The following is a 21,214-nucleotide window of genomic DNA, read 5'->3' as shown; positions in this document are numbered from 1 at the left end:
GATCATGACTTCACGCTGGACCACCGCAGTACTCGATACCGATCTTCCTGGCGGCTGGGCGGTGGCGCGCAGCTCCGAAGGCTTCCTGTTCGATGACAACGGCGCACTGTTTCCCCGCGAATGGCTCAAGCGCCAGGACATGTCGATCCTGGCCGAGCACGGCATCGGCCACCTGGATGGCGAGCCGGTCTACCTGCTGGAACTGCACAGCGCGCTGGAGGTGCCGGGCTGCAACTGGAAAGGCCTGCGGGCGTTCATGCTCGAAGGTGACCACACGCTCTACAAAGTGCTGGGCTACGCGGCGCAGATCGGCACCTGGGCCCGCGAGCATCGCTTCTGCGGCAGTTGCGGCAAGGGCATGGGCCAGATCCCGCGGGAACGGGCCATGTACTGTGATGCCTGTGACTTGCGCCATTACCCGCGGATTTCGCCAAGCATGATCGTGCTGATCACCCGTGGCGATGAAGTCCTGCTCGCGCGTTCACCGCGTTTCGTCAGCGGTGTCTACAGCACCCTGGCGGGATTTGCCGAGCCCGGTGAATCAGCCGAGGAATGTCTGGTTCGCGAGGTGCGCGAAGAAGTCAGCATCGAGGTGAAGAACATTCAGTACGTGGGTAGCCAGTGCTGGCCGTTTCCCCATTCGATGATGCTCGGCTTCCATGCCGAATACGCCAGTGGCGACATCGTGCCCCAGGAGGATGAAATCGAGGACGCCCAGTGGTTCAACGTCCATGACCTGCCGCCGTTGCCAGCCTCGCGCTCCATCGCGCGCTACCTCATCGACCTCTACCTGGCGCGGCGCTTAGGCCACGCTGAACCAGTGCTGCCAGGCTAGGCGCACGGTCAGGCCCAGCACCACGGTGATGAACACCGGCCGGATGAACTTGGCGCCGCCGCTGATGGCGGTGCGAGCACCGAAGAAGGCGCCCGCCATCACCGACAGGCCCATGCTCAGGCCGATGACCCAGTCCACTTGCCCGGAGAAAATGAACACCGACAGCGCCGCGATGTTACTGACGAAGTTCATGCTGCGGGCCACGCCACTGGCCTTGACCAGGTCGATCGGGTAGAGCAGCAGGCTGCTGACCGTCCAGAATGCCCCGGTACCCGGGCCGGCCACGCCGTCATAAAAACCCAGGCTGAAGCCCTGGGAAGACTGCCATTTCTTCTTGATCGGCGCATCGCTGTCCAGGGGCGCCTTGGGCGTGCCACCGAACAGCAAGTACAGGCCACAGGCGAAGACGATTACCGGCAGCATCTTGTTCAGCCATTCGGCAGGCAGGTAATGGGCGACGATCGCGCCGGTCAAGGCGCCTACCAGCGTGCCGACCAAGGCGTGGGTCCACTGCCGCGGATGGAACAGCTTGCGCCGATAGAAGGTGAAACTGGCCGTGGCCGAGCCAAAGGTCGAGCTGAGTTTGTTGGTACCCAGCACCAGATGCGGTGGCAGGCCAGCCGTCAGCAGCGCAGGCGTGGTCAGCAGGCCACCGCCACCGGCAATGGCATCGATGAAACCGGCAAGGAACGCGACAGCAATGAGGATAGCGAGGGTAGTGAGGTCAACGCTGAGTTCAAAAGGCATGGAGTCGGCTTATTCGGCAGGTCGCCGAAGGATGGCGAAGGAAGACCGGTATGGTACCCATAATGGCTCTGGGCTGCGACCACTCGTGATAGCCCTGTATTGGAGCGAAGCGCTAAATTTTTTTTGAAATCAAGGGGTTGTCAGTCTAGCCAAATGAGTACATAATTGCGCCCATCGAACGCACTGAGGCATAAAAAATCTCAATGTTTTCAAGGAGATAGCGCTTCTCAGAGGCCTATCCCTGATCAGGTTTGTACCGGTTGATGTGGCTGTATGCATCAGGCGTCCTGAGGCCGAATAGCAAAATGGTTATGCAGTGGATTGCAAATCCACCTACGCCGGTTCGATTCCGACTTCGGCCTCCACTTTCAAAAAGCCCTGTAGATCCATGATCTACAGGGCTTTTTTGTTTTCAGACATTGATGGTTTTGTCTTGAAAAGGACATGCCTGACCTTGCTTCACCGGGGAGGGATGTATATATTCCCTCCTCTTGCTATACCCGCCTCGATCCTGGCAACTCCATCTTGCCAGTCTTCGCAGGCGACACCGCGCTACCGCCCGAATGGCGAAACTGGTAGACGCATGGGACTTAAAATCCCCCGCTCGTAAGGGCGTGCCGGTTCGATTCCGGCTTCGGGCACCATATAACAAAGGGTTGCATGATATATCTCATGCAACCCTTTTTGTTTGCGCGTTCATTGTCACCCCACCGCCCAAGCCTACAGCCGTCGCCGAAACGCTTCCAGAATCTCCCGCATGCCCTTTTTCATCTGCAGGTGCGCAATGGCGTCCAGGGGTTGCCAGAGGCAATCGCTGATTTCATTCTGCGGCCTGGCGGCTCGGCAATCGCTGACCGAAGCTTCGAACACGTGGTGCTCAGTGTCGCCGTCGTTGATCCTCATGAGATAAAGCAGGTTTTCAGCGCCCAACCCGGTTTCTTCCGCAAGCTCTCTGATCGCGGCATTGGCGTGGGTTTCGCCGCGTTCGACCGTGCCGCCCGGCAGCGCCCACCGGCTGTTGGGCTTGCGCACCAGCAAAATGTGGCGGTTCTCCTCGCAAATGACGGTCGCTCGAATTTTCATGGCACGCCCAATCAATGACTGTCATTAAAATGAAATATAACTGAAATAATCAGATCCGGCACACCATGGTGGCTATTTAGCCTTATCCGTAAGACCGCAGCCATGGGAGAACGGCTCCACACGATCTCGCGGCTGCCAAGCGGTGCTACGTCATTGACCGGTCATCGCCTAAAATGAATCAGATCAAAAAAAACGCATCCATGTTGGGTGGATGGCTAACCCCACGCAGCGGGGAGAGAGAAGAGATGATCACTGTCGAAGACTTCAAAGTCAGATCCCAGGAGCTTCTGGTAGAACTCGACACGGCCACATCGGAGATGATGTCGCTCATTGGTACCCATGAAATGGCCGGGGCGGCGTGGGAAGCGGCCGTCCAGCGCCAACATGAAGCCTATGAGCAGTGGGTGGCCTATCTTAACGAGCGTCTGTAGAAGGCGCTCCTGCAGATTGTTTGAACGGACCCCGCACGGTTGTGCCTAATCCTTACACCGACAAGAGGATTAGGTCATGTCTGAATTAGCCAGTTATTTCTGGATTGCCGTCGCGGTGCTATTGCTACTTGTGGACCTGTGGGCCATCGTCAGCGTGTTTCGCAGCGACAAGTCGGCCGGCACCAAGGCCGGCTGGGCGCTGCTACTGATCATTCTGCCCGTGCTCGGGCTGGTTATCTGGGGTGTGGCCGGACCGCGGGGCATCAAGGAAGGCCCGTCATCGCCGGAACACAGCAAGGGCTAGCACAAGGGCATGCGAGTCCCCGGTCACTGGTCGTCCAGTGGCCGTTGGTAGCTTCTGCGTTCAGGGGCGCCTGTCAGCGAAACCTGGGCAGCGGCCGCTCGATGGGCTTGAGGGACGTCAGGGCGCTCTGGATCGACGGGGCGTCTTTTTCGATGTCATTAAGTCGATCACGAATTCGCAGAGCGGTAGGGTGTCCGCCCTGATGGTCGACCCAGTCGGCGATTTCCTTGCAGGCCGCCGTCAGACGTGCCTGGCGTGACTCCAGCAGGGTGAGCAGGGTGGTGATGGACTCTTGTTCCGACATGTCGCACCTCCATGGGAATTGATGGGGCAGCACGAAGCCCGCCAGAGGCGGGTCATACCGTTCATTAAGCGTAGTTGAGTCATTTCGGGTCTGTCGAAGAATCCGGCGCCCGGCTGGACAGCCGGTACGCCGAACGTTGAAGTTCCCTGATCAGCCGGACTCCTTGATCCAGGTGGGCGCCACACTGGCGCGCCAGCGTACGTCGGTGATGCCGTATTTCTCCGCAAGGGGTTTGGATACCCGCTTGACTTTTTCCCGGCCGAACTTGGGTATGCGCCCGACACCCGCATCGCAACTGGCCCAATGCCAAGCTTCGGAGTTATTCATCACTTCTGCGCGGATGATGAATGACTTTGGCTCGCCATGAAGCGCATAGTCGATGATGTAAAGCGATGGCCCGCCCATAAATCCTCCCTAATTAGTCCTATACGGATGGATACGGCGGCGCCCGGAAAATTCCATCGGATTTCCAGACGGTCAAAATGAGACCGGGCAGCCGCGCGGGCCATCGGACGTTGAAGAGTGAAGGCAGGCAGGGCTCGCGGCGAGGAACCAAACCCGGTTAACCTTCTCCAAGGTGAGCTTCATCACCGAGGGCCAGGGATTCAAGGCGTGGCAGTGCGGCATTTCTTTTAAGGCAAAACATGAAAAACATCGCCAGGGCGCTGGTCGTTGCAGTCCTCGCCATCGGTGTGTCGGGATGCATCGGCCCGCCCATCGAACTGACCCCGCAAACCGAGCAACGCTTGCGTGAACAACCCCCGATCCGCTTCCTACTGACCTTCGATGATGGTCCCAGCGCGTCCTCTTTGTGGAACCCCAGCCTGGAGGTGCTCGACGCGCTGGCCCGTAATCCCGTACAACGCGGGATCAAAGCGGTGTTTTTCCTGCAAACCCGAGCAGCGCGCGCGGGCGACAGCCATATCGGCCGCTCGGTGATGCACCGTGAGCAGCGCGAAGGTCATGTGCTGGCTTTTCATACGGCGACCCATTGGCACACCAATCACCGGTTCCTCGATCCTGAGGCGCTGGAGCAGTCGCTTGTCGAAGGGGGCAACGATATTGCCAGTATTACCGGGGCAGCGCCGACCCTGGTCCGGCCGCCGTTCTGGAGTTACGACCGGCGCACCTTCGCCGCCTACCAGCGTCATGGCATGCATGTACTGCTGACTGACCTGAGCGCCAACGATGGCAAGGTCTGGGGCATCACAGTCAGCCCGCGCCGACGCATCAATCTGATTCGCCAGCTCTCTGAAGTGCGCGAGCGCATCGCAGCCGGACAGATGCCTGTGGTGGACGGGGTGATTCCAGTGGTGGTGACGTTTCACGACATCAACCGTTATACCGCCCGACATGCCCGCGAATACCTGCAGATTCTGCTGGACAGCGCACAGGCCACGGGGGTGAGGACCGATGCCAAGCCTTTCTATGACGAGCGCCAGTCGCTGGAGCGGGCGGCGTTGGCGCGCACGGTCCAGAGCAGCGGCCAGCCAGTGCGCCTGCCGGGTTTATGGGACTGGTTATGGGATTCGGATTCCCGCTGATAGAGAGGGCTGCGCAGCCCGGCGGGAGCAAGCTCTCTCGCTCGGATCAGCGTTTTGCCGGCTCCAGCGGAATCTCCAGGGTGAACAGGGCGCCGTGGCCGGGTCCGTCGCTGTGGACATACAGACGGCCTTTCATCTCTACCGCCGCCAGTGCGCAGCTGTGCAAGCCGAACCCATGGCCATCCTTGCGAGTGGTAAACCCGTGGTTGAAGATACGGGCCAGGTTCTCGGGGGCGATGCCTTCGCCGCGATCCTTGACACTGAAACTCAATGTTCCCTGGTCCATCACCCGGACGCCCAGGGTCATTTCCCGTGGCTCGGAGACGTTGGACATCGCGAACTTGGCGTTGCTGATCAGATTGATCAGGATCAGCAGCAACCGATGCTTGTCCCCCATGATCGTGGGAACATCCTGATAGTCCTTGATAACGGTGACGTGGTGCCGGCTCAGCGCGCCCGAGTTCATGCGCAGGGCATCTTCGAACAGGTCTGTGACGTTGAGCGGTTCGATCAGCCTGGCCGCCCCGGCGTAGGTTTGTTGAGTGGTGACGATCTCCTTGATGTGGTCGATGCTCTTGGTCAACTGTGCCAGTTCGTCGATTTGCGTGGCCTGTTCGGCGGCGATGGATTCGACCAGTTCATTGAAATAGCGCGGCAGCAATTTGCCCTTTTCATCCAGGGTGATGAACTGCCCGAGGTCCTCGGCATGTTCATTCATCATCTTCACCGCCCTGGCCAGGCCAAGCGCCTTGCTGTTCTTCAATTTGCGGGTCACCAGGTCCGCCGAAATGTTCACGCTATTCAGCACGTTCCCAACGTTATGCAGGACGTTCGTGGCGATCTCGGCCATGCCGGCCATTCGCGCGGCGTCCATCAACTCGCGCTCGGCCTCTTTCAGCTCGCGTGTACGCTCCTGGACACGTTCTTCGAGGCGCTCGTTGGAGGTTTGCAGGGCCTGGTTGATCTGGTTGATCACGGCGGTGCTGCGGACCAGGCGCGCGGCCAGGTAGATCATAAGGATTGCCATCAGACTGGCGCATACCGCGAGGTAGATATGGTATTGACGGTCTGTCGCGGCTGTCCGGCGTTGTGTCTCGTTCAACAACTCGTTGATGTTGTCCAGCTCCTGGGCCACCGGGATGACGCTGATGCGGTCGAGGAGGTCATTGACGATCGGTTGTTCCTGGATGATGGATCTGACCTGCTGGGTCAGCGTGATGAAAGGGGGGCGGTACTGTTCGGGCAGCTGGTCGATGTATTTTTCCAGGTCGGTCAGTTGATCCTGCAGCTCGTTGGCTTTGTCCGAGGTGACATAAAGCGCGTATTCCAGCGTTGTCAGGGTCAGTTCCAGAATATTGGAGGCCGCTGCGAGGCGTTCCGTCGGGCTTTTGATGTCGATGGTGTTGAGCAGGGTTTGAAGCTCATCCTCGACAGTCGGCAGGGCATCAAGGGCTGTGCGCAGCGCAGCGTTGTGCTGCTGGAATTGCTCGACCAGCAAGGTCTTGTTGTTGACAGCATCGACATAGCCCTGGCGTCTGGATGCCCACAGCGCCGCCAGAGGGCCTGCGTTGTTGAGCCGTTCCAGTTGCTCCCATCGGCTTCCGGCTTCAGGTGGTGGCGCCAGCGACAGGTTGTTGTTGACGCCGATTTTCTTCCTCAGGATCTTACCGTTCCAGTTGGCATCGGCTTGTTTGAGCTGGCGAATGAAGTCACGGGACTCGAAGTAGGTCGCGGAGTCGTACGTGTAGGACTTGATCAGGAAAAATATCAGTGCTGAGAAGACCACCAGCGCGACGGCCAACAGGGCGGGCCATTTATATTTTCTGATAAAAGTGGTCACGCTGCTCTCCTGTTCAGGATGCTTGTCGACGGAGTCGGCAAGTTGCCGAGAGGGGATAAATGTTCGGGACGTGGGACGGTGGGATGGACAGGTGCGAGTGATATCGATGGAAGCGGTGGTCTGTTTGTGCCTGGATACACGTTGAGCTCCCTGCTAACGGTGAACAGCGGTTCGTCAGTGCACTGAGTGTAGCGCTAACGAGACGGTGTGACGGCAGCGCTCCGGGGCGGAGCGGGCGCGGCCAGGGCTGGCCGCGCCCCGGGCGTTACTTGATGTCGATGAAGGGCAGGGCGCCGTTCGGCAGCACGGTGGTTGGCAGCACACCATTCCAGCGCTCGGCCTTGGTCAGTTCCACCAGGTTCTGATTACTCGCCAGTGCCTGGGCGCGGGCCTTGATGGCTTCGGCTTCGGCCTTGCCGCGCAGTTCGGTGGCGAGCGCGTCGGCCTTGGCCTGGGCCACTTGCGAATCCGCTTCCGCCTGGGCCTGGGTCACGCGAATCTGCGCCTGGACCTGCTCGGTGGCAAGTTGCTGTTCGCGGGTCTTGACCTGGACTTCGGCGGCCATGCGCGCTTCGATGGCTTTTTCATAGGCATCGCTGAAGTCGATGTTTTCGACCTGGACGCTGTCGATGATCACCGGCCCGGTAATGGTCGACTTGATCGCCGTGGAAATGTCGTTGACCAACTGCACGCGGTTCTGCACGGCGGCCACGGCGTTGAACTTGCCGAACACGTTTTCCACCTGGGTGGGCACCTGGCGGCTGATCATCCGGTCGCGGATGCCTTCGAGATCCTTGAACTGGGTGTAGACCTTGGCCACGTCGGAAGGCGCGATGTGCCAGGACACCGAGACCTTGAGCTGGGCGGACTGCTGGTCCTTGCTGTAGGCCTGGAGGTCTTCATAGGCGGTGACCTGGCTCTGCACGCTGATCAGGCGTACCGACTCGATGAAGGGGGTCTTGAACGACAACCCCGGTTCCACCACGCCGACCAGCGCACCGTTGCGCAGCAGCACGCCGCGCTCGGTTTCGTCGACCGTGTACCAACTGCCGAAGAACACGCATAACAGGACTACGCCCAGGACTGCCGCAACAATAGAGCCGATGGTTTTGCTGGTCACTTTTCTTTCCTTGATCACGTGGATGAGGGATACAGCGTGTCGTCAGGCTGGCGTCCCGGCCGCTGGAAACCAACGGCGGCTTTCTTGAACGCCAGACACGAAAAAGCCCTGAATAATCAGGGCTTTTTCGTACATAAGATGGCGGAGGCGATGGGATTCGAACTCATGGACCTGTTACAGTCGACGGTTTTCAAGACCGTTGCCTTAAACCACTCGGCCACACCTCCGTACTGCGTTGCGGGCGCCATAATACCCGAATGAAACACACTGTCAAACTCTCTACGTAGCTTGTTACAGAGCGTCTGTTATTATCCTTGCCACTGAATGTTTCAGAACCGGAGGAGTGTCGCCATGCGCGAACAGGATTACGCAGTGAACAACGGCGTGCAGGCTGAGCAGCTAGAGGTTAGCCGCGTCCTGCGCAACACATATGGCCTGCTGGCACTCACACTCGTCTTCAGCGGTGTGATGGCTTACGTCGCCCAACAGATGCGGGTAGGTTACCCGAACATCTTCGTGGTGCTGATCGGTTTCTATGGCCTTTTCTTCCTCACCAACAAGCTCCGTGATTCGGCCTGGGGCCTGGTGTCGGCATTTGCCCTGACCGGCTTCATGGGGTTCCTGCTCGGCCCGATCCTCAATCGCTACCTGCAGATGCAGGGCGGTGCCGAAGTCGTCAGCTCGGCCTTCGCCATGACCGCGCTGGTGTTCGGTGGGCTGTCGGCCTACGTGCTGATCTCCCGCAAGGACATGAGCTTCCTGAGCGGTTTCATTACCGCCGGCTTCTTCGTGCTGCTGGGTGCGGTCGTTGCCAGCTTCTTCTTCCAGATCAGCGGCCTGCAACTGGCGATCAGCGCCGGCTTCGTGCTGTTCTCGTCGGTCTGCATCCTGTATCAGACCAGCGCGATCATCCACGGCGGTGAGCGTAACTACATCATGGCGACCATCAGCCTGTATGTATCGATCTACAACCTGTTCGTCAGCCTGCTGCAGCTGTTCGGCTTGATGGGTCGCGACGACTGATCCTATCGGATGCTCGATAGGTGAAAAGCCCGCTTCGGCGGGCTTTTTTTCGTCTGCGTGTTCTGGGTGGGCACGCCTTGAAGTGACATTGTCTGGCAGGGCCCCATCGCGAGCGGGCTTGCTCCCACAGGGTTTATGGTGTTACGGGATGCAGGTTCACCATTCGATCTCCTGTGGGAGCGAGCCTGCTCGCGATAGCGGTGGTTAAGCAACGTGGCAATCGACTGCCATACCCTCATCGCGCGCAAGCCGTGCCCCCACGGAGCCGCGCTCAGCCTGGCCACACGTTCGGCTTCGAACCCATTATTTGTCGTCCGGTTCCTACAGAATCGAGCTGAGAATACCCGCCCGTACGGCTAGCCACGTCCTCCGTTGGGCAACGTCTGTAGGCGTTTTTCCTTCCAGCGGTGGGCCTGTTCTCTTTATGCCGAAAGGGGGGCTTATCACTATCCATAGCCTCGCCAAGGGCCTAGATTGGAATGACCCATCGTACTGGCAGGAGGCAAAACATAAAAAATGATCAACGTTCGGCAGCGTGGACATTCGCAGTCACGCAGCCGACAGGCTAGCGGACAACGCTTGAGAGACACGCTCAAGGAATACGCGATTTCACCGACGGCTTTCGCATTGCTACTTCGCGTGAGCCCTCAATGTCTGACCAATTGGTTCACCCGGGGCGTGCCCCAGGAGCGAATGCAACAGTTGGCGCGTTTGTTGAGCGTAAGTGAACGGTGGTTGGCGACAGGAGAGGAAAGGCAGGCTGAGATTGACCTATCCGGCAACCATTAATAAGTCTGAAAGGAGGCAATATGGCTTCATACAGTTTTCAAAACGAAGTACCCAAGACGCGGGTCAACATCAAACTCGATCTGCACACCGGCGGTGCCCAGAAAAAAGTTGAACTGCCGCTGAAACTCATGGTGATGGGTGATTATAGTCAGGGGCGAGAGCAGCGCCCGTTAGCGGCCAGAGACAAGATCAACGTCAACAAAAACAACTTTGACAGCGTGCTCGGTGAGTTTTCGCCCAGCCTGAAATTCGCTGCACACAACACGTTGATGTGTGATGAGCCCGAGTTCTCGGTCGAGTTGAAATTCCAGGCCATGAAAGATTTCGAGCCCGAGCAAGTAGCACGACAGATCCCTCAATTGCGGGCATTGTTAGCCATGCGCAATCTGCTGCGTGATCTTAAATCGAACCTGCTGGATAACACGACGTTTCGACAGGAGTTGGAATGTATCTTGAAGGATGAAGCCCTCAGTAACGAGCTGCGCGCCGAGTTGGCTGCGCTGGCTTCAACAGAAGGTCGGTAGTTTAATTCGTAGGTCCAAACAGTACGTTCATCATGACCATTGAACGTTCTAACGTGCATTCGCGCGGCGCTACAGTGTTGTCTGAAAACGGCGGAGTCTATGCTTCGCTATTCAGTCGCATCAATCTGAATCCTATTGCTGAACTCGGCGATATCGAAACGTTCCAGCATGCCGAGGCCTTGTCCGAGGTCTCGGTCGACGAGCGAGTGACAGCCGCAGTCAGTGTGTTCTTGAAGTTGCTCGAACAGTCCGCACAAAAAGTCGAGCGACTGGACAAAGTACTCCTGGACGAACATATCGCTTCGTTGGACAGGCAGATAAGCCGTCAACTCGATGCGGTGATGCATCACCCTGACTTTCAACGTGTCGAATCGACCTGGCGCGGCGTGAAATCACTCATAGACCAGACGGATTTTCGCCAGAACGTACGCATTGAATTGCTGGACATCAGCAAGGACGATCTGGTGCAAGACTTTGAGGACGCGCCGGAGATTGCCCAAAGCGGATTGTATCTGCACACCTATACCCGTGAATACGATATGCCCGGTGGGGAACCCATCGCCGCAGCTATTTCCAACTATGAATTCAACCGCAGTCCGCAGGATATCGCTTTGCTGCGCAATATCTCCAAAGTTGCCGCTGCGGCGCATATGCCTTTTATCGGTTCGGTTGGGCCGGGATTCTTTGGCAAGCAAACAATGGAAGAAGTGGCCGCCATCAAGGACATTGGCAATTATTTTGATCGGGCTGAATACATCAAGTGGAAGGCCTTCCGTGACAGCGATGACGCCCGTTACATAGGCTTGACCATGCCTCGGGTTCTGGGCCGCCTGCCTTACGGGCCGGATACCCGCCCAGTGCGAAGTTTCAACTATATCGAGAACGTCAAAGGGCCTGATCACGAGAAATACCTTTGGACCAACGCCTCTTTTGCCTTCGCCGCCAATATGGTCAAGAGTTTTATCGCCAACGGTTGGTGCGTGCAGATTCGTGGTCCGCAGTCCGGCGGGGCGGTAACGGACCTGCCGATTCACTTGTACGACCTGGGCACCGGGAATCAAGTGAAGATCCCTTCGGAAGTGATGATTCCCGAAACCCGCGAGTTCGAGTTTGCCAATCTCGGTTTCATCCCTTTGTCCTACTACAAGAACCGGGATTACGCGTGCTTCTTCTCCGCCAGTTCTGCGCAGAAGCCCGCGCTGTACGACGCGGTGGATGCCACCGCGAACAGCCGCATCAATGCGCGCCTGCCCTATATCTTCCTGCTTTCACGCATTGCCCATTATCTGAAGCTCATACAGCGGGAAAACATAGGCACCACCAAGGATCGTCGCGTGCTGGAGCTGGAGCTGAACAAGTGGATCGGTGGCCTAGTCACGGAAATGACCGATCCAGGGGATGACCTGCAAGCCTCTCATCCGCTGCGTGATGCAAAGGTGACCGTGGAAGACATTGAGGACAACCCGGGTTTCTTCCGAGTCAAGTTGTACGCGGTGCCGCACTTCCAGGTCGAGGGCATGGACGTCAATTTGTCCCTCGTGTCGCAGATGCCCAAGGCGAAAGCCTGACTCTCTCCCAAGGAAACGAAACCATGAAAATCGATCGCCCCTTGTGGGCGTCCGGAACCTTGTTGTCCGCACAACAGTTCCAGCAGCAGGCGCGCTGGGAGAGCTGGGCCAACGAACAGCTCGCTCACCTGGCCCTGGCACACCCCTGGGGTGTGAGGGCTGTCGCGTTTGATCCGCAAGCACTGCGACTGGGTAAGCTCAAGGCAACCCGGCTGCAGCTACGCATGCCCGATGGCACCCTGATCGATAGCGAGCGGGTGGATCGCCTGCCGCCGGCGCTGGAGCTGGCGCAACTGCTGCCCGAGGGTGCCCAGCAAGCGCTCTTGCTGTTGGCGTTGCCGCTGGAGCAGGCCAACGGCGATAACTGCCTGTTCCAGCCAGACCAGGGGGATCGACCCACCCGTTATCGCCAGGACTGGCGCTCCGTACAGGATCTCTACGCCGATGAAATACAGTCGATCAGCGTAATGGAACACGTGCTGAGCCTGCGCCTGGATACGGACAACAACGGTGATTACTTGACGTGTCCGGTCGCGCGCCTGGTGCGTGATGGGCAGGGAGGGTGGTGCCTCGATCCTGCCTATGTGCCGCCGCTGTTGAGTTTCGCCGCGCATCATGGGCTGCTGGCCCAACTGGATAACGTGTTGACGCAGTTGTCCGCCAAGCGGCAGCGACTGATGGGCATGCGTCGGGAAAGCAACCAGCGCATGGCTGACTTTGCCGTCGCCGACGTGTCGTTGTTCTGGCTGCTCAATGCGTTGAACACCTATCAACCGGTGCTGGCTGACCTCAAGGCTTATCCGCAGCGGCCACCCGAGCAGGTTTATCAGGTGCTGGTCAAGCTGGCCGGCAGCCTGCTGACGTTCTCCCTGGAACACGATATCGACAGGATTCCAGCCTATCGGCACGAGCAGCTGGAAAAGGTGTTCGCGCCGCTGATGGAGACCATTTCCACGCTGCTGGAAGCCAGCCTGCCATCGCGCGTGATTGCCCTGGTGCTGGAGTCGACACGCGCCAATCGCTGGCAGGTGACGCTGGACGATCCGCGCTTGCGCGAACATGACGGCGTGGACTTTTACCTGTCGGTGCGCTGCGACATGCCGGCGGTGCAGGTGCAAGAGCAGTTTCCCCGACTGTGCAAGGTCGGTTCGCCGGAAAATGTCGACGAGTTGATCAACGCCGCGCTCGACGGTGTGCCGTTGCAGGCGTTGCGTCACGTCCCGGCGGCGGTTCCGTTGCGCCTGGAAAATCAGTACTTCGCACTCGATCTCAGCCATCCCAAGGGACAGGCCATGCTGGCTGGTCGCACCTTGGTCTGCTATGTGCCGAGTACCTTGGCAAATGCCAGGCTCGAACTGTTTGCGGTATTGCGCTCATGACTTTGCTCAGGACCGGAAAACAGGCCACCACCGCACTGGATATCGATGATCTGCTGCACGACACCTACCTGATGGTGGTCGAGTTGCGCCAGGGAGCTTCGGTACCCGACCTGCAAAAGCTGCGGGAATTGTGCGTGGCGCACATCGAGCAGGTTCGACAGCGGCTGGAGCAGACGGGATTCGATCAGCGCAGCGCCGATCATATCAGCCACGCCCAATGCGCCTTGCTGGATGAGACGGTGCTCACCGTCACCCCCTCCGATATGCGTACGGAGTGGGCCGGCGAATCACTCCAGGCCAAGTTCTTCAATCGGCATCAGGCCGGTGAGTTTCTCTACGAGGACATGCGGGAAGTGCTGCGCGAGCCGGCACCGGACCCGCGCGTGCTGACGGCATTCCAACGCGTGCTGTCGCTGGGTTTTCGAGGGCGCTACAAGAAGGATGTTGCCGACCCGGAGCGTGAACAGATACTGGCGGCCCTCAATGCCCACGTAGCGCCGTTGCAAGTCAATCAGGACCTCGTCGGGCAGGCGGCGGGCCGCAATCTGATCGGCAGCCTGCCCCGTGGACGCTCACCGTGGGTACACGCCTTGTTGGTCGTGCTCCTGTTGGCCGGCGTCTGGTGGGCGATGGATCATCTGCTTAACGGTGTGGTCGCCTCGCTTTTGCCGGTGGGGGCGTGACACGCAGATGACGACCAAACTGCAACGAGCCCTTTGGCTGTGGGCGGGGACGCTGGTCCTCACACTCATCGCGATCATTCCGCTTGCCGCCCCGGGGCGCATCGTTGCGGCGTTGCTCGTGGTGTGTGGGGTCGCGTTGGCCTGGATTGTGGTCAATCGGCGCGCAAGCGTGCAATTGACAGTCGAGGCGAACTTACCCCCGGTATCGTTTCGACGGCGCGTGGTCTTGGTCTGTGGCGATGGCCTGGACGGCCTGTTCGGTACCGATCGAAAGGAGCGGGTGACGGATCAGGCTTGCTACCTGCGCGTGCCGGAACCGGATCAGCTACCGGACATCACCGAGACGCTCCTGGCATCGCGTCCGGGTTGGGGTGCCCAGCTCAGCGTAATGTTCATCGTCAACCCGGCCGCACACACCGACCAGGGCGTCTTGGCCGGACGGCTACGGACCTTCCGTCACCAGGCTGCACTGGCGCGCAGGCACGGTACGGCCTTGCCGCTGATGCTGGTGAGCTATGTCCGTACCCTGCAAGGTGAGGCCCCCTGGTTCTGTTGGGCCAATGGCGATGTCAGCCCTCGCGTTCGTGACGCGGGAGCCTGCGTGAGTTTGACGGACTGGCAGTTGCAAGCCGCCGATTCGTCATCGCAAGCAGCGCGGATGCAGGCCAGCGTGCAATTGCGCAGCGTCACGACCTGGTTGCACGAAATGGTCTTCCCCCATCTCATGCCCCGCGATGGCCCCGGAGCCGCCGGTTCGGCCACGATTTTTGCCATCAAACAGGTGCCGGCGTTGCCGCAGGTCCTGGACGAAAACCTGTGGCGCCAATGGCTGCGCAACAAGGTGGCGCTGGTCGACAAGGCGCGGGCTGTGCCAGACGCCACGTTGCCGTTTCCGGACCCTCTGCTGAACCTGATCCCGTTGCGGGTCCGATCCACCCCGGCACAGCGCGCCAGCGTGATCGCGTTGTGGTTGTTTGCCCTGACCGGTGCGGTCGCACTGGCCAGTTCAGCACGGCAGAACACCTTGTTGGTGCGCCAGGTCAGCGATGACCTGCGTCGGCATGCGTCAATCCCTGAGGCGGGGCTGAGCCGCCAGCGGGAAGACGCCGTGGCGGCGCTGCGTCAGACCGCCCAACGCCTGGACACGTACTACCGGCACGGTGCACCGCTGGCGCTAGGTCTTGGCTTGTGTCGCGGCGAGCCCCTGAGGGGCCAGCTGTCGACGCTGCTTGGCCATTACCCTGAACCGTCTGTGCCGGCGCTTGTGTCGGCGCCCGAACCGGCGCGGCTGGACAGCCTGTCGCTGTTCAGCCCAGGCAGTGCGCAGCTCAAACCGGACTCGACCAAGGTGCTGGTCAGTGCGTTGGTCGGCATCAAGGCGCAACCCGGTTGGTTGATCGTGATCGCCGGGCACACCGATGCCACCGGCGATGAGTTGCAAAACCTTCGCTTGTCCCGCGCCCGGGCTGCCGCCGTCCATGACTGGATGCAACACATGGGCGGCATTCCCGACAGTTGTATGGCAGTGCAAGGGTTCGGCGCCAGCCAACCGATCGCCAGCAATGACACCGAGGCGGGGCGCGCAGCCAACCGTCGTGTCGATATCCGTCTGGTCCGTGAAGTGGGAGCGTGTACGTCTCCTGCTGCGGAGCCGGACAGGCAACCCCCGGTCGCATCCCGCGGCTTTTAACCCAAGAAAAGGAGCTTCACATGGCAATTCCCATTTACCTCTGGCTGCACAAGGACGCGAACGAGGCCATCAAGGGCTCGGTGGATGTGCAGGAGCGCGAAGGCAGCATCGAAGTGCTGGCCCAGGAACACAGCCTCTACATTCCCACGGATAACAACACCGGCAGATTGACCGGTGCGCGGGTGCATGCGCCGTTTCTGTTCTCCAAGGAAATCGACGCCTCCAGCCCTTACCTCTACAAGGCCGTGACCACAGGGGAAACCCTCGAGAGCGCCGAGTTCAAGTGGTATCGCATCAACGATGCCGGGCAGGAAGTCGTGTACTTCATCACCCGCCTGGAGAACGTCAAGGTGGTGAAAGTCGCGCCGCAGATGCACGACATCAAGGACCCGACCAAAGAGAAGCACAACCACCTGGAACAGATTGAGCTGCGCTACGAAAAGATCACCTGGACCTACAAGGACGGCAACATCATCCATTCCGATGCCTGGAGCGAACGCCAGAGCGCCTGATCGGAAAGGCCGGGGCGAGGGTCCGTTTACGGACGCTCGACCCGGCACCTCTGCGTTCTCCCTTCGCTTGCTTACCGACCTACACGGATTATCTGCACAAGGATGCCCCTCATGGTACAGAGCTCCACTCGTTTGCTTCGTCGTCTCAATCCCTACTGCGCCCAGGCGCTCAGTGAGGCGGCGTCACTGTGCCAAAGCCGCACCCACGCGCAGGTCACTGTCGAGCACTGGCTGCTCAAGTTGCTGGGCCAGGGCGATGGCGACCTGACGGTGATCGCCCGCCGGTACGAGTGGGATCTTGAGGCGCTGTGGTACGGCTTGCTCAACCACCTCGACCGCTTGCCACGCAGCGCGCAGGGCAAGCCGCAGCTGTCGCAGCCTTTACTGCAACTGATCAGCAATGCCTGGCTGCGTGCTTCGCTGGACGACGACAACGACAGGTTGCGTTCCGTGCATCTGCTGGGAGCGCTGATGGACACCCCCGGACTGCTGGCTTGCGAAGCCGCGTGGCCACTGCTCAGCCTCAGCGAGGCCCAATTGCAGCGCTTGTCTGCCTTGCTCGATCAGACCTCCGAGGAGCGCCCCGAGCTACAGGAACATGCGGTCATGGATGGGGTGACCGGGCCTTTGGTCGAGCCCGCCGCATTCGCTGCAAAGCCAGACGCCCGGCAGGCGCTACTGGACAGATTCACCCAGGACCTGACCGCCAAGGCGGGGCAGGGCCAGATCGACCCGGTGTTTGGCCGGGATGATGAGATCCGCCAGGTCATCGACATTCTCAGCCGCCGGCGCAAGAACAACCCGCTGCTGGTTGGCGAGCCGGGGGTGGGTAAAACCGCCCTGGTCGAGGGCTTGGCGCTGCGCATTGCCCAAGGCGATGTTCCCGACAGCCTCAAGTCGGTCAGCGTGCGGGCGCTGGACCTTGGGTTGTTGCAGGCTGGCGCCGGGGTCAAGGGTGAATTCGAGCAGCGCCTGAGCAGCGTCATCGACGCGGTGCAGCATGCCGAAACGCCGACACTGCTGTTCATCGACGAAGCCCACACCTTGATCGGTGCCGGCAACCAGGCGGGCGGCGCCGATGCAGCAAACCTGCTCAAGCCCGCCCTGGCCCGTGGCGAGCTACGCACCATCGCCGCCACCACGTGGAGCGAATACAAACAATACTTCGAGCGCGACGCCGCGCTGGAGCGGCGCTTCCAGAAGATCAAGGTCGATGAGCCGGACGACGCCGGCGCCTGCCTCATGCTGCGCGGCCTCAAGGAGCGCTATGCCAGTCACCATGGCGTACACATCCAGGACGCAGCCGTGCAGGCCGCCGTCAGCTTGTCACGGCGTTACCTGACGGGGCGCCAGTTGCCCGACAAAGCCGTCGACCTGCTCGACACCGCCAGCGCCCGGGTGCGCATGAGCCTGGACTGCGAGCCCCACGCCTTGGTGCGGCTTAAAAGTCGGCTGACCGCCCTGGCCCAGGAGCGTCAGGCGCTGGAGGCGGACCAACAGCTCAGCGGCAGCGTCGATACCCAGCGTCTGGCGCACATCGCCACGCAATACGCCGAATTTCAGCACCAGCATGTGGACCTGGAGCAGCTGTATCGGCAAGCCCTTGACCTGACCCAGCAACTGCTCGACGCGCGTCAGGCCGAGCCTCCACGGCGCGAAGTCTGCGCGCAATTGCAGCAGCGACTGGATGAGCTCCAGGCAAATCAGCCGTTGCTGTCCCTGGACGTCGACGCGCGCAGCGTGGCTGAAGTGGTTGCCGACTGGACCGGGGTGCCGCTGGGCAGCCTGCTCAAGGATGAACAGGCCAACCTGCTGATGCTGGAGCAGCGATTGGGCGAGCGTGTCATCGGCCAAACCGGGGCCCTCAACGCCCTGGCCCAGCGCTTACGTGCGGCCAAGACCGGCCTCACCGGTGACCGGGGGCCGTTAGGCGTCTTCCTGCTGGTAGGCACCAGCGGCGTCGGCAAGACCGAAACCGCCCTGGCTTTGGCCGACAGCCTGTTCGGCGGTGAAAAATCGCTCATTACCCTCAACTTTTCCGAATACCAGCAAGCCCACACCGTCAGTCAGCTCAAGGGTTCGCCGCCCGGCTATGTCGGCTACGGCCAGGGCGGGGTCTTGACCGAAGCCGTGCGCCAACGGCCCTACAGTGTCGTGTTGCTCGATGAGGTGGAAAAAGCCCATCGCGATGTGCTGAATCTGTTCTATCAGGTCTTCGATCGCGGGTTCATGCGTGATGGGGAAGGGCGCGAGATCGACTTTCGCAATACCGTCATCCTCATGACCGCCAACCTGGGCAGCGACGAACTGCAAGCTTGCCTGCACACGCAGCCCGATGCGCCGGACAGCGTGCTGCATGAGTTGTTGCGGCCGATCCTGCGCGAACACTTCCAACCGGCCTTGCTGGCGCGCTTCCAGACGCTCATCTATCGCCCGCTGCACGCCGCTGCCCTCGAACGTATCGCCGCGATCAAGCTCGACCAGATGGCCAAGCGTTTGCAGCGCCATTACGGCCTGGACTGCCAGATCGACGACACCCTCAACGCGGCCCTGGTTGCTGCCTGCCTGTTGCCCGATAGCGGGGCGCGCAACATCGATTGCCTGCTCAACGAACAGATCCTGCCGGTGCTGAGCCAGCAACTGCTGCAACGGCGGGCAGCCCGGCAGCGAACCCGGGCCGTGAGCCTGGGCTATAGCGACGACGAGGGCATTACGTTGCGCTTTATCGAGGCAGCGGACACGGCACAAGCCGTCGTCATGGAGGCCGCGCAATGAACACTGCCGTGCGCCCTCTTCTTCGACCACAGCCGCCACACCCTGCAGGTGTACGACCTCGACGCCCAACTCGACGTCCTCGCCTTCGAGGGCAACGAACAACTGAGCCGGCCCTACCACTATCGCGTGGAGTTCACCTGCCCCGAACGCGACCTTTCGCCCAACGACCTGCTCAACCGATACGCCTGCTTCAGCCTGCACCCCTTGCCGCCACGACTGCCGCGCGGTGTTCCGAAGCCACAGAGCAAACCGCTGCGCACCTTCTACAGCGCGGTGTGCGGGTTCAAGCGACTCTCCAGCGGCAAGGACGAAACCCGCTACGAAGTCACCTTGCAGCCGTGCCTGGCGCTGCTCGCCCGGGGCAAGCAGTTCCGGATCTACCAGCACCAATCGGTGCCGCAGATCGTCGAGCACATCCTGCGCAGCCGCCACGGCTTCCTGGGCCAGCATTTCTATTTCAAGCTGGTGCGCGAGTACCCCCGGCGCGAGCAGGTCATGCAGTACGACGAAAGCGACCTGGCCTTCATCGACCGCCTGCTCGCCGAGGTCGGCATCTGGTACCGCTTCGTCAGCGACGACCGCCTGCACATCGACGTGGTGGAGTTTCGCGACGACCAGCGTCATTACCAGCGTGGCGTCGAACTGGCCTGTGCCCCGCCATCCGGGCTGTCCAGCACCGGGCAGGACAGTGTCTGGGGCCTGCAAACCGCCCATCAGGTGGTGGAGCAGCACATCCACTTTCGCGCCTATCACTACCGCGATTCCCGGGCGTTTCTCGACGGCGAAGTCGACCAGACCCGGCGCGGCAAGGGCACGTACGGCGAGGCCTACCATTACGCCGAACCGTATCGGGTGCTGGGCGATCGCTTTGACCAGGACGAAGACCTGGAAAGTGAAAGCGGCTTTTTCTATGCGCGCCTGCGCCACGAACGCTACCTCAACGACCAGACCCGCCTCAGCGGCACCAGCAGCAGCGCGACCCTGGCGCCGGGTCAACTGCTGAATATCAGCGGCGCGCCCCAGGCCTTCGCCCCCGGCGCGGTGATCGTCCAACTGACCACCACCGCCGCCCGCGACCGCAGCCTCGTCGTCACCTTTGACGCGATTCCCTATGCCAACGAGGTGTGCTTTCGCCCGCCGGTGCCACCCAAGCCGAAAATCGCCGGCACCCTGCCAGCCCGGGTCAGCAACCCGCAGGCCAACGACCCCTACGCCGAAATCGACATCGAAGGGCGCTACCGCGTGCACTTCCTGTTCGACCGCGACACCTGGAACCCCGGCCAGGAAAGCCTGTGGATGCGCCTGGCCCGGCCCTACGCCGGCGACACCTACGGCCGGCACCTGCCGCTTTTGGCCGGCACCGAAGTGGCGGTCGCCTTCGAACAGGGCGACCCGGATCGCCCCTACATCGCCCACGCCCTGCACGACGACGAACACCCCGACCCTGTGACCCTGCGCAACTACAAGCGCAACGTGCTGCGCACCCCGGCCAACAACAAACTGCGCATGGAAGACACCCGCGGCCAGGAGCACGTCAAGCTCAGCACCGAACACAGCGGCAAAAGCCAGCTCAACCTCGGGCACCTGGTGGATGCCGGGAAGAAAAAGCGCGGCGAAGGGTTTGAACTGCGCAGCGATGGCTGGGGGGCGATTCGCGGCGGCAAGGGGGTGTTTATCAGTGCGGATGAGCAGGCCAAGGCCAAAGGTCAGATGCTTGAAATGAACGCGACGATAGACCGCTTGCAGCAGGCGCTCGATCAGTCGCAGAGCCTCTCCGATGACGCCCAGGCGAGCCAGGCCGAACCGGCCGATGTGCAAGCGCAGTTGGCCTTGCTCAGGCAGGACCTGGAGCAGCTCAAGTCGTCTGTCCTGCTGCTCAGCGCCCCGCAAGGCATTGCACTCACCAGCGGCAAGCACCTGCAACTGGCCGCGCAACACAACCTGATGCTCAACGCCGGTGGCGCAGCCGACCTCAGCGTGGTCAAGCGCCTGTTCATCGGCGTGGGCCAGGGGCTGAGCCTGTTCGTGCGCAAGCTGGGCATCAAGCTGATCGCCAACCAGGG

Annotated in this window: 19 protein-coding genes and 3 tRNA genes; 15 read left to right on the top strand and 7 right to left on the bottom strand. The window is 60.6% G+C overall.

Annotated features, from left to right (window positions below; genetic code table 11):
- The first annotated feature begins 4 nt into the window (after positions 1-4).
- Positions 5-835: an NAD(+) diphosphatase gene (nudC, locus tag J7E36_RS01210; RefSeq protein WP_214999079.1), complete on the top strand. Its 831-nt coding sequence runs from the start codon at positions 5-7 to the stop codon at positions 833-835.
- On the opposite strand, the gene J7E36_RS01205 is transcribed toward nudC, so the two are convergent.
- Complete coding sequence (locus tag J7E36_RS01205; protein ID WP_214999078.1) at positions 803-1,582, bottom strand: TSUP family transporter; 780 nt, start codon at positions 1,580-1,582, stop codon at positions 803-805. The genes nudC and J7E36_RS01205 overlap by 33 nt on opposite strands.
- Before the next feature lie 291 nt (positions 1,583-1,873).
- Here J7E36_RS01205 and J7E36_RS01200 point away from each other — a divergent pair.
- Positions 1,874-1,947: transfer RNA gene (locus J7E36_RS01200), tRNA-Cys, on the top strand.
- Positions 1,948-2,139: 192 nt separating this feature from the next.
- Positions 2,140-2,226, top strand: a tRNA-Leu gene (locus J7E36_RS01195).
- A 76-nt stretch (positions 2,227-2,302) separates the two neighbouring features.
- Here the strand turns inward: J7E36_RS01195 and J7E36_RS01190 are convergent.
- Positions 2,303-2,665, bottom strand: coding sequence for an NUDIX hydrolase (locus J7E36_RS01190; protein ID WP_214999077.1), 363 nt, complete (start codon positions 2,663-2,665; stop codon positions 2,303-2,305).
- A gap of 173 nt (positions 2,666-2,838) precedes the next feature.
- On the opposite strand from J7E36_RS01190, the gene J7E36_RS01185 reads away from it, so the two are divergent.
- Together J7E36_RS01185 and J7E36_RS01180 are read left to right on the top strand one after the other, a co-directional pair.
- Positions 2,839-3,096, top strand: coding sequence for a hypothetical protein (locus J7E36_RS01185; RefSeq protein ID WP_331275386.1), 258 nt, complete (start codon positions 2,839-2,841; stop codon positions 3,094-3,096).
- 76 nt (positions 3,097-3,172) lie between these two features.
- Positions 3,173-3,400, top strand: a complete 228-nt coding sequence (locus J7E36_RS01180; protein ID WP_042731642.1) for a PLD nuclease N-terminal domain-containing protein — start codon at positions 3,173-3,175, stop codon at positions 3,398-3,400.
- Between the two features lie 73 nt (positions 3,401-3,473).
- On the opposite strand, the gene J7E36_RS01175 is transcribed toward J7E36_RS01180, so the two are convergent.
- Positions 3,474-3,704 (bottom strand): hypothetical protein, encoded by a 231-nt coding sequence (locus J7E36_RS01175; protein WP_214999076.1) that lies wholly within the window; start codon positions 3,702-3,704, stop codon positions 3,474-3,476.
- A gap of 150 nt (positions 3,705-3,854) precedes the next feature.
- On the bottom strand, positions 3,855-4,109 hold the full coding sequence (locus J7E36_RS01170; protein WP_214999075.1) for a DUF6555 family protein: 255 nt from the start codon (positions 4,107-4,109) through the stop codon (positions 3,855-3,857).
- A gap of 239 nt (positions 4,110-4,348) precedes the next feature.
- Here J7E36_RS01170 and J7E36_RS01165 point away from each other — a divergent pair, with 239 nt between their 5' ends.
- Positions 4,349-5,248, top strand: a complete 900-nt coding sequence (locus J7E36_RS01165; RefSeq protein ID WP_214999074.1) for a polysaccharide deacetylase family protein — start codon at positions 4,349-4,351, stop codon at positions 5,246-5,248.
- Between the two features lie 46 nt (positions 5,249-5,294).
- On the opposite strand, the gene J7E36_RS01160 is transcribed toward J7E36_RS01165, so the two are convergent.
- The 3 genes from J7E36_RS01160 to J7E36_RS01150 form a co-directional block, all read right to left on the bottom strand.
- Positions 5,295-7,088 (bottom strand): DAHL domain-containing protein, encoded by a 1,794-nt coding sequence (locus J7E36_RS01160; RefSeq protein WP_214999073.1) that lies wholly within the window; start codon positions 7,086-7,088, stop codon positions 5,295-5,297.
- Between the two features lie 265 nt (positions 7,089-7,353).
- Positions 7,354-8,208, bottom strand: coding sequence for a prohibitin family protein (locus tag J7E36_RS01155; protein ID WP_214999072.1), 855 nt, complete (start codon positions 8,206-8,208; stop codon positions 7,354-7,356).
- Between the two features lie 139 nt (positions 8,209-8,347).
- Positions 8,348-8,435: transfer RNA gene (locus J7E36_RS01150), tRNA-Ser, on the bottom strand.
- Between the two features lie 124 nt (positions 8,436-8,559).
- On the opposite strand from J7E36_RS01150, the gene J7E36_RS01145 reads away from it, so the two are divergent.
- The 9 genes from J7E36_RS01145 to J7E36_RS01105 all read left to right on the top strand — a co-directional run.
- Positions 8,560-9,231: a Bax inhibitor-1/YccA family protein gene (locus tag J7E36_RS01145; RefSeq protein ID WP_214999069.1), complete on the top strand. Its 672-nt coding sequence runs from the start codon at positions 8,560-8,562 to the stop codon at positions 9,229-9,231.
- Between the two features lie 809 nt (positions 9,232-10,040).
- On the top strand, positions 10,041-10,544 hold the full coding sequence (gene tssB / locus J7E36_RS01140) for a type VI secretion system contractile sheath small subunit (protein ID WP_214999067.1): 504 nt from the start codon (positions 10,041-10,043) through the stop codon (positions 10,542-10,544).
- 32 nt (positions 10,545-10,576) lie between these two features.
- Complete coding sequence (gene tssC / locus J7E36_RS01135) at positions 10,577-12,112, top strand: type VI secretion system contractile sheath large subunit (RefSeq protein WP_214999065.1); 1,536 nt, start codon at positions 10,577-10,579, stop codon at positions 12,110-12,112.
- Positions 12,113-12,135: 23 nt separating this feature from the next.
- Complete coding sequence (gene tssK, locus J7E36_RS01130; RefSeq protein ID WP_214999063.1) at positions 12,136-13,491, top strand: type VI secretion system baseplate subunit TssK; 1,356 nt, start codon at positions 12,136-12,138, stop codon at positions 13,489-13,491.
- Entirely contained in the window at positions 13,488-14,174 is a 687-nt protein-coding gene (gene tssL / locus J7E36_RS01125; protein WP_214999061.1) for a type VI secretion system protein TssL, short form, read from the top strand. Before tssK ends, tssL begins: the two co-directional genes overlap by 4 nt.
- Before the next feature lie 7 nt (positions 14,175-14,181).
- Positions 14,182-15,864, top strand: a complete 1,683-nt coding sequence (locus J7E36_RS01120) for an OmpA family protein (RefSeq protein ID WP_214999059.1) — start codon at positions 14,182-14,184, stop codon at positions 15,862-15,864.
- A gap of 20 nt (positions 15,865-15,884) precedes the next feature.
- Positions 15,885-16,376: an Hcp family type VI secretion system effector gene (locus tag J7E36_RS01115; protein WP_214999057.1), complete on the top strand. Its 492-nt coding sequence runs from the start codon at positions 15,885-15,887 to the stop codon at positions 16,374-16,376.
- Between the two features lie 111 nt (positions 16,377-16,487).
- The gene (gene tssH, locus J7E36_RS01110; RefSeq protein WP_214999055.1) at positions 16,488-19,151 is read left to right on the top strand and encodes a type VI secretion system ATPase TssH; all 2,664 of its coding nucleotides are present in this window, start codon (positions 16,488-16,490) and stop codon (positions 19,149-19,151) included.
- A gap of 3 nt (positions 19,152-19,154) precedes the next feature.
- On the top strand, positions 19,155-21,214 hold a 2,060-nt coding region (locus tag J7E36_RS01105; RefSeq protein ID WP_214999098.1), incomplete at its 3' end, for a type VI secretion system Vgr family protein.

It is taken from the genome of Pseudomonas fluorescens, assembly GCF_018614775.1.
Classification (GTDB): domain Bacteria; phylum Pseudomonadota; class Gammaproteobacteria; order Pseudomonadales; family Pseudomonadaceae; genus Aquipseudomonas; species Aquipseudomonas fluorescens_BY.
Note: the sequence above shows the minus strand (reverse complement) of the source record. Positions and strands in the feature narration are given on the sequence as shown.

What these genes read in the sequence shown, in the direction of transcription:
- nudC (WP_214999079.1), top strand. Translation starts at nt 5, where the DNA reads ATGACTTCACGCTGGACCACCGCAGTACTCGATACCGATCTTCCTGGC.
- J7E36_RS01205 (WP_214999078.1), bottom strand. Translation starts at nt 1,582, where the DNA reads ATGCCTTTTGAACTCAGCGTTGACCTCACTACCCTCGCTATCCTCATT.
- J7E36_RS01190 (WP_214999077.1), bottom strand. Translation starts at nt 2,665, where the DNA reads ATGAAAATTCGAGCGACCGTCATTTGCGAGGAGAACCGCCACATTTTG.
- J7E36_RS01185 (WP_331275386.1), top strand. Translation starts at nt 2,839, where the DNA reads ATGAATCAGATCAAAAAAAACGCATCCATGTTGGGTGGATGGCTAACC.
- J7E36_RS01180 (WP_042731642.1), top strand. Translation starts at nt 3,173, where the DNA reads ATGTCTGAATTAGCCAGTTATTTCTGGATTGCCGTCGCGGTGCTATTG.
- J7E36_RS01175 (WP_214999076.1), bottom strand. Translation starts at nt 3,704, where the DNA reads ATGTCGGAACAAGAGTCCATCACCACCCTGCTCACCCTGCTGGAGTCA.
- J7E36_RS01170 (WP_214999075.1), bottom strand. Translation starts at nt 4,109, where the DNA reads ATGGGCGGGCCATCGCTTTACATCATCGACTATGCGCTTCATGGCGAG.
- J7E36_RS01165 (WP_214999074.1), top strand. Translation starts at nt 4,349, where the DNA reads ATGAAAAACATCGCCAGGGCGCTGGTCGTTGCAGTCCTCGCCATCGGT.
- J7E36_RS01145 (WP_214999069.1), top strand. Translation starts at nt 8,560, where the DNA reads ATGCGCGAACAGGATTACGCAGTGAACAACGGCGTGCAGGCTGAGCAG.
- tssB (WP_214999067.1), top strand. Translation starts at nt 10,041, where the DNA reads ATGGCTTCATACAGTTTTCAAAACGAAGTACCCAAGACGCGGGTCAAC.
- tssC (WP_214999065.1), top strand. Translation starts at nt 10,577, where the DNA reads ATGACCATTGAACGTTCTAACGTGCATTCGCGCGGCGCTACAGTGTTG.
- tssK (WP_214999063.1), top strand. Translation starts at nt 12,136, where the DNA reads ATGAAAATCGATCGCCCCTTGTGGGCGTCCGGAACCTTGTTGTCCGCA.
- tssL (WP_214999061.1), top strand. Translation starts at nt 13,488, where the DNA reads ATGACTTTGCTCAGGACCGGAAAACAGGCCACCACCGCACTGGATATC.
- J7E36_RS01120 (WP_214999059.1), top strand. Translation starts at nt 14,182, where the DNA reads ATGACGACCAAACTGCAACGAGCCCTTTGGCTGTGGGCGGGGACGCTG.
- J7E36_RS01115 (WP_214999057.1), top strand. Translation starts at nt 15,885, where the DNA reads ATGGCAATTCCCATTTACCTCTGGCTGCACAAGGACGCGAACGAGGCC.
- tssH (WP_214999055.1), top strand. Translation starts at nt 16,488, where the DNA reads ATGGTACAGAGCTCCACTCGTTTGCTTCGTCGTCTCAATCCCTACTGC.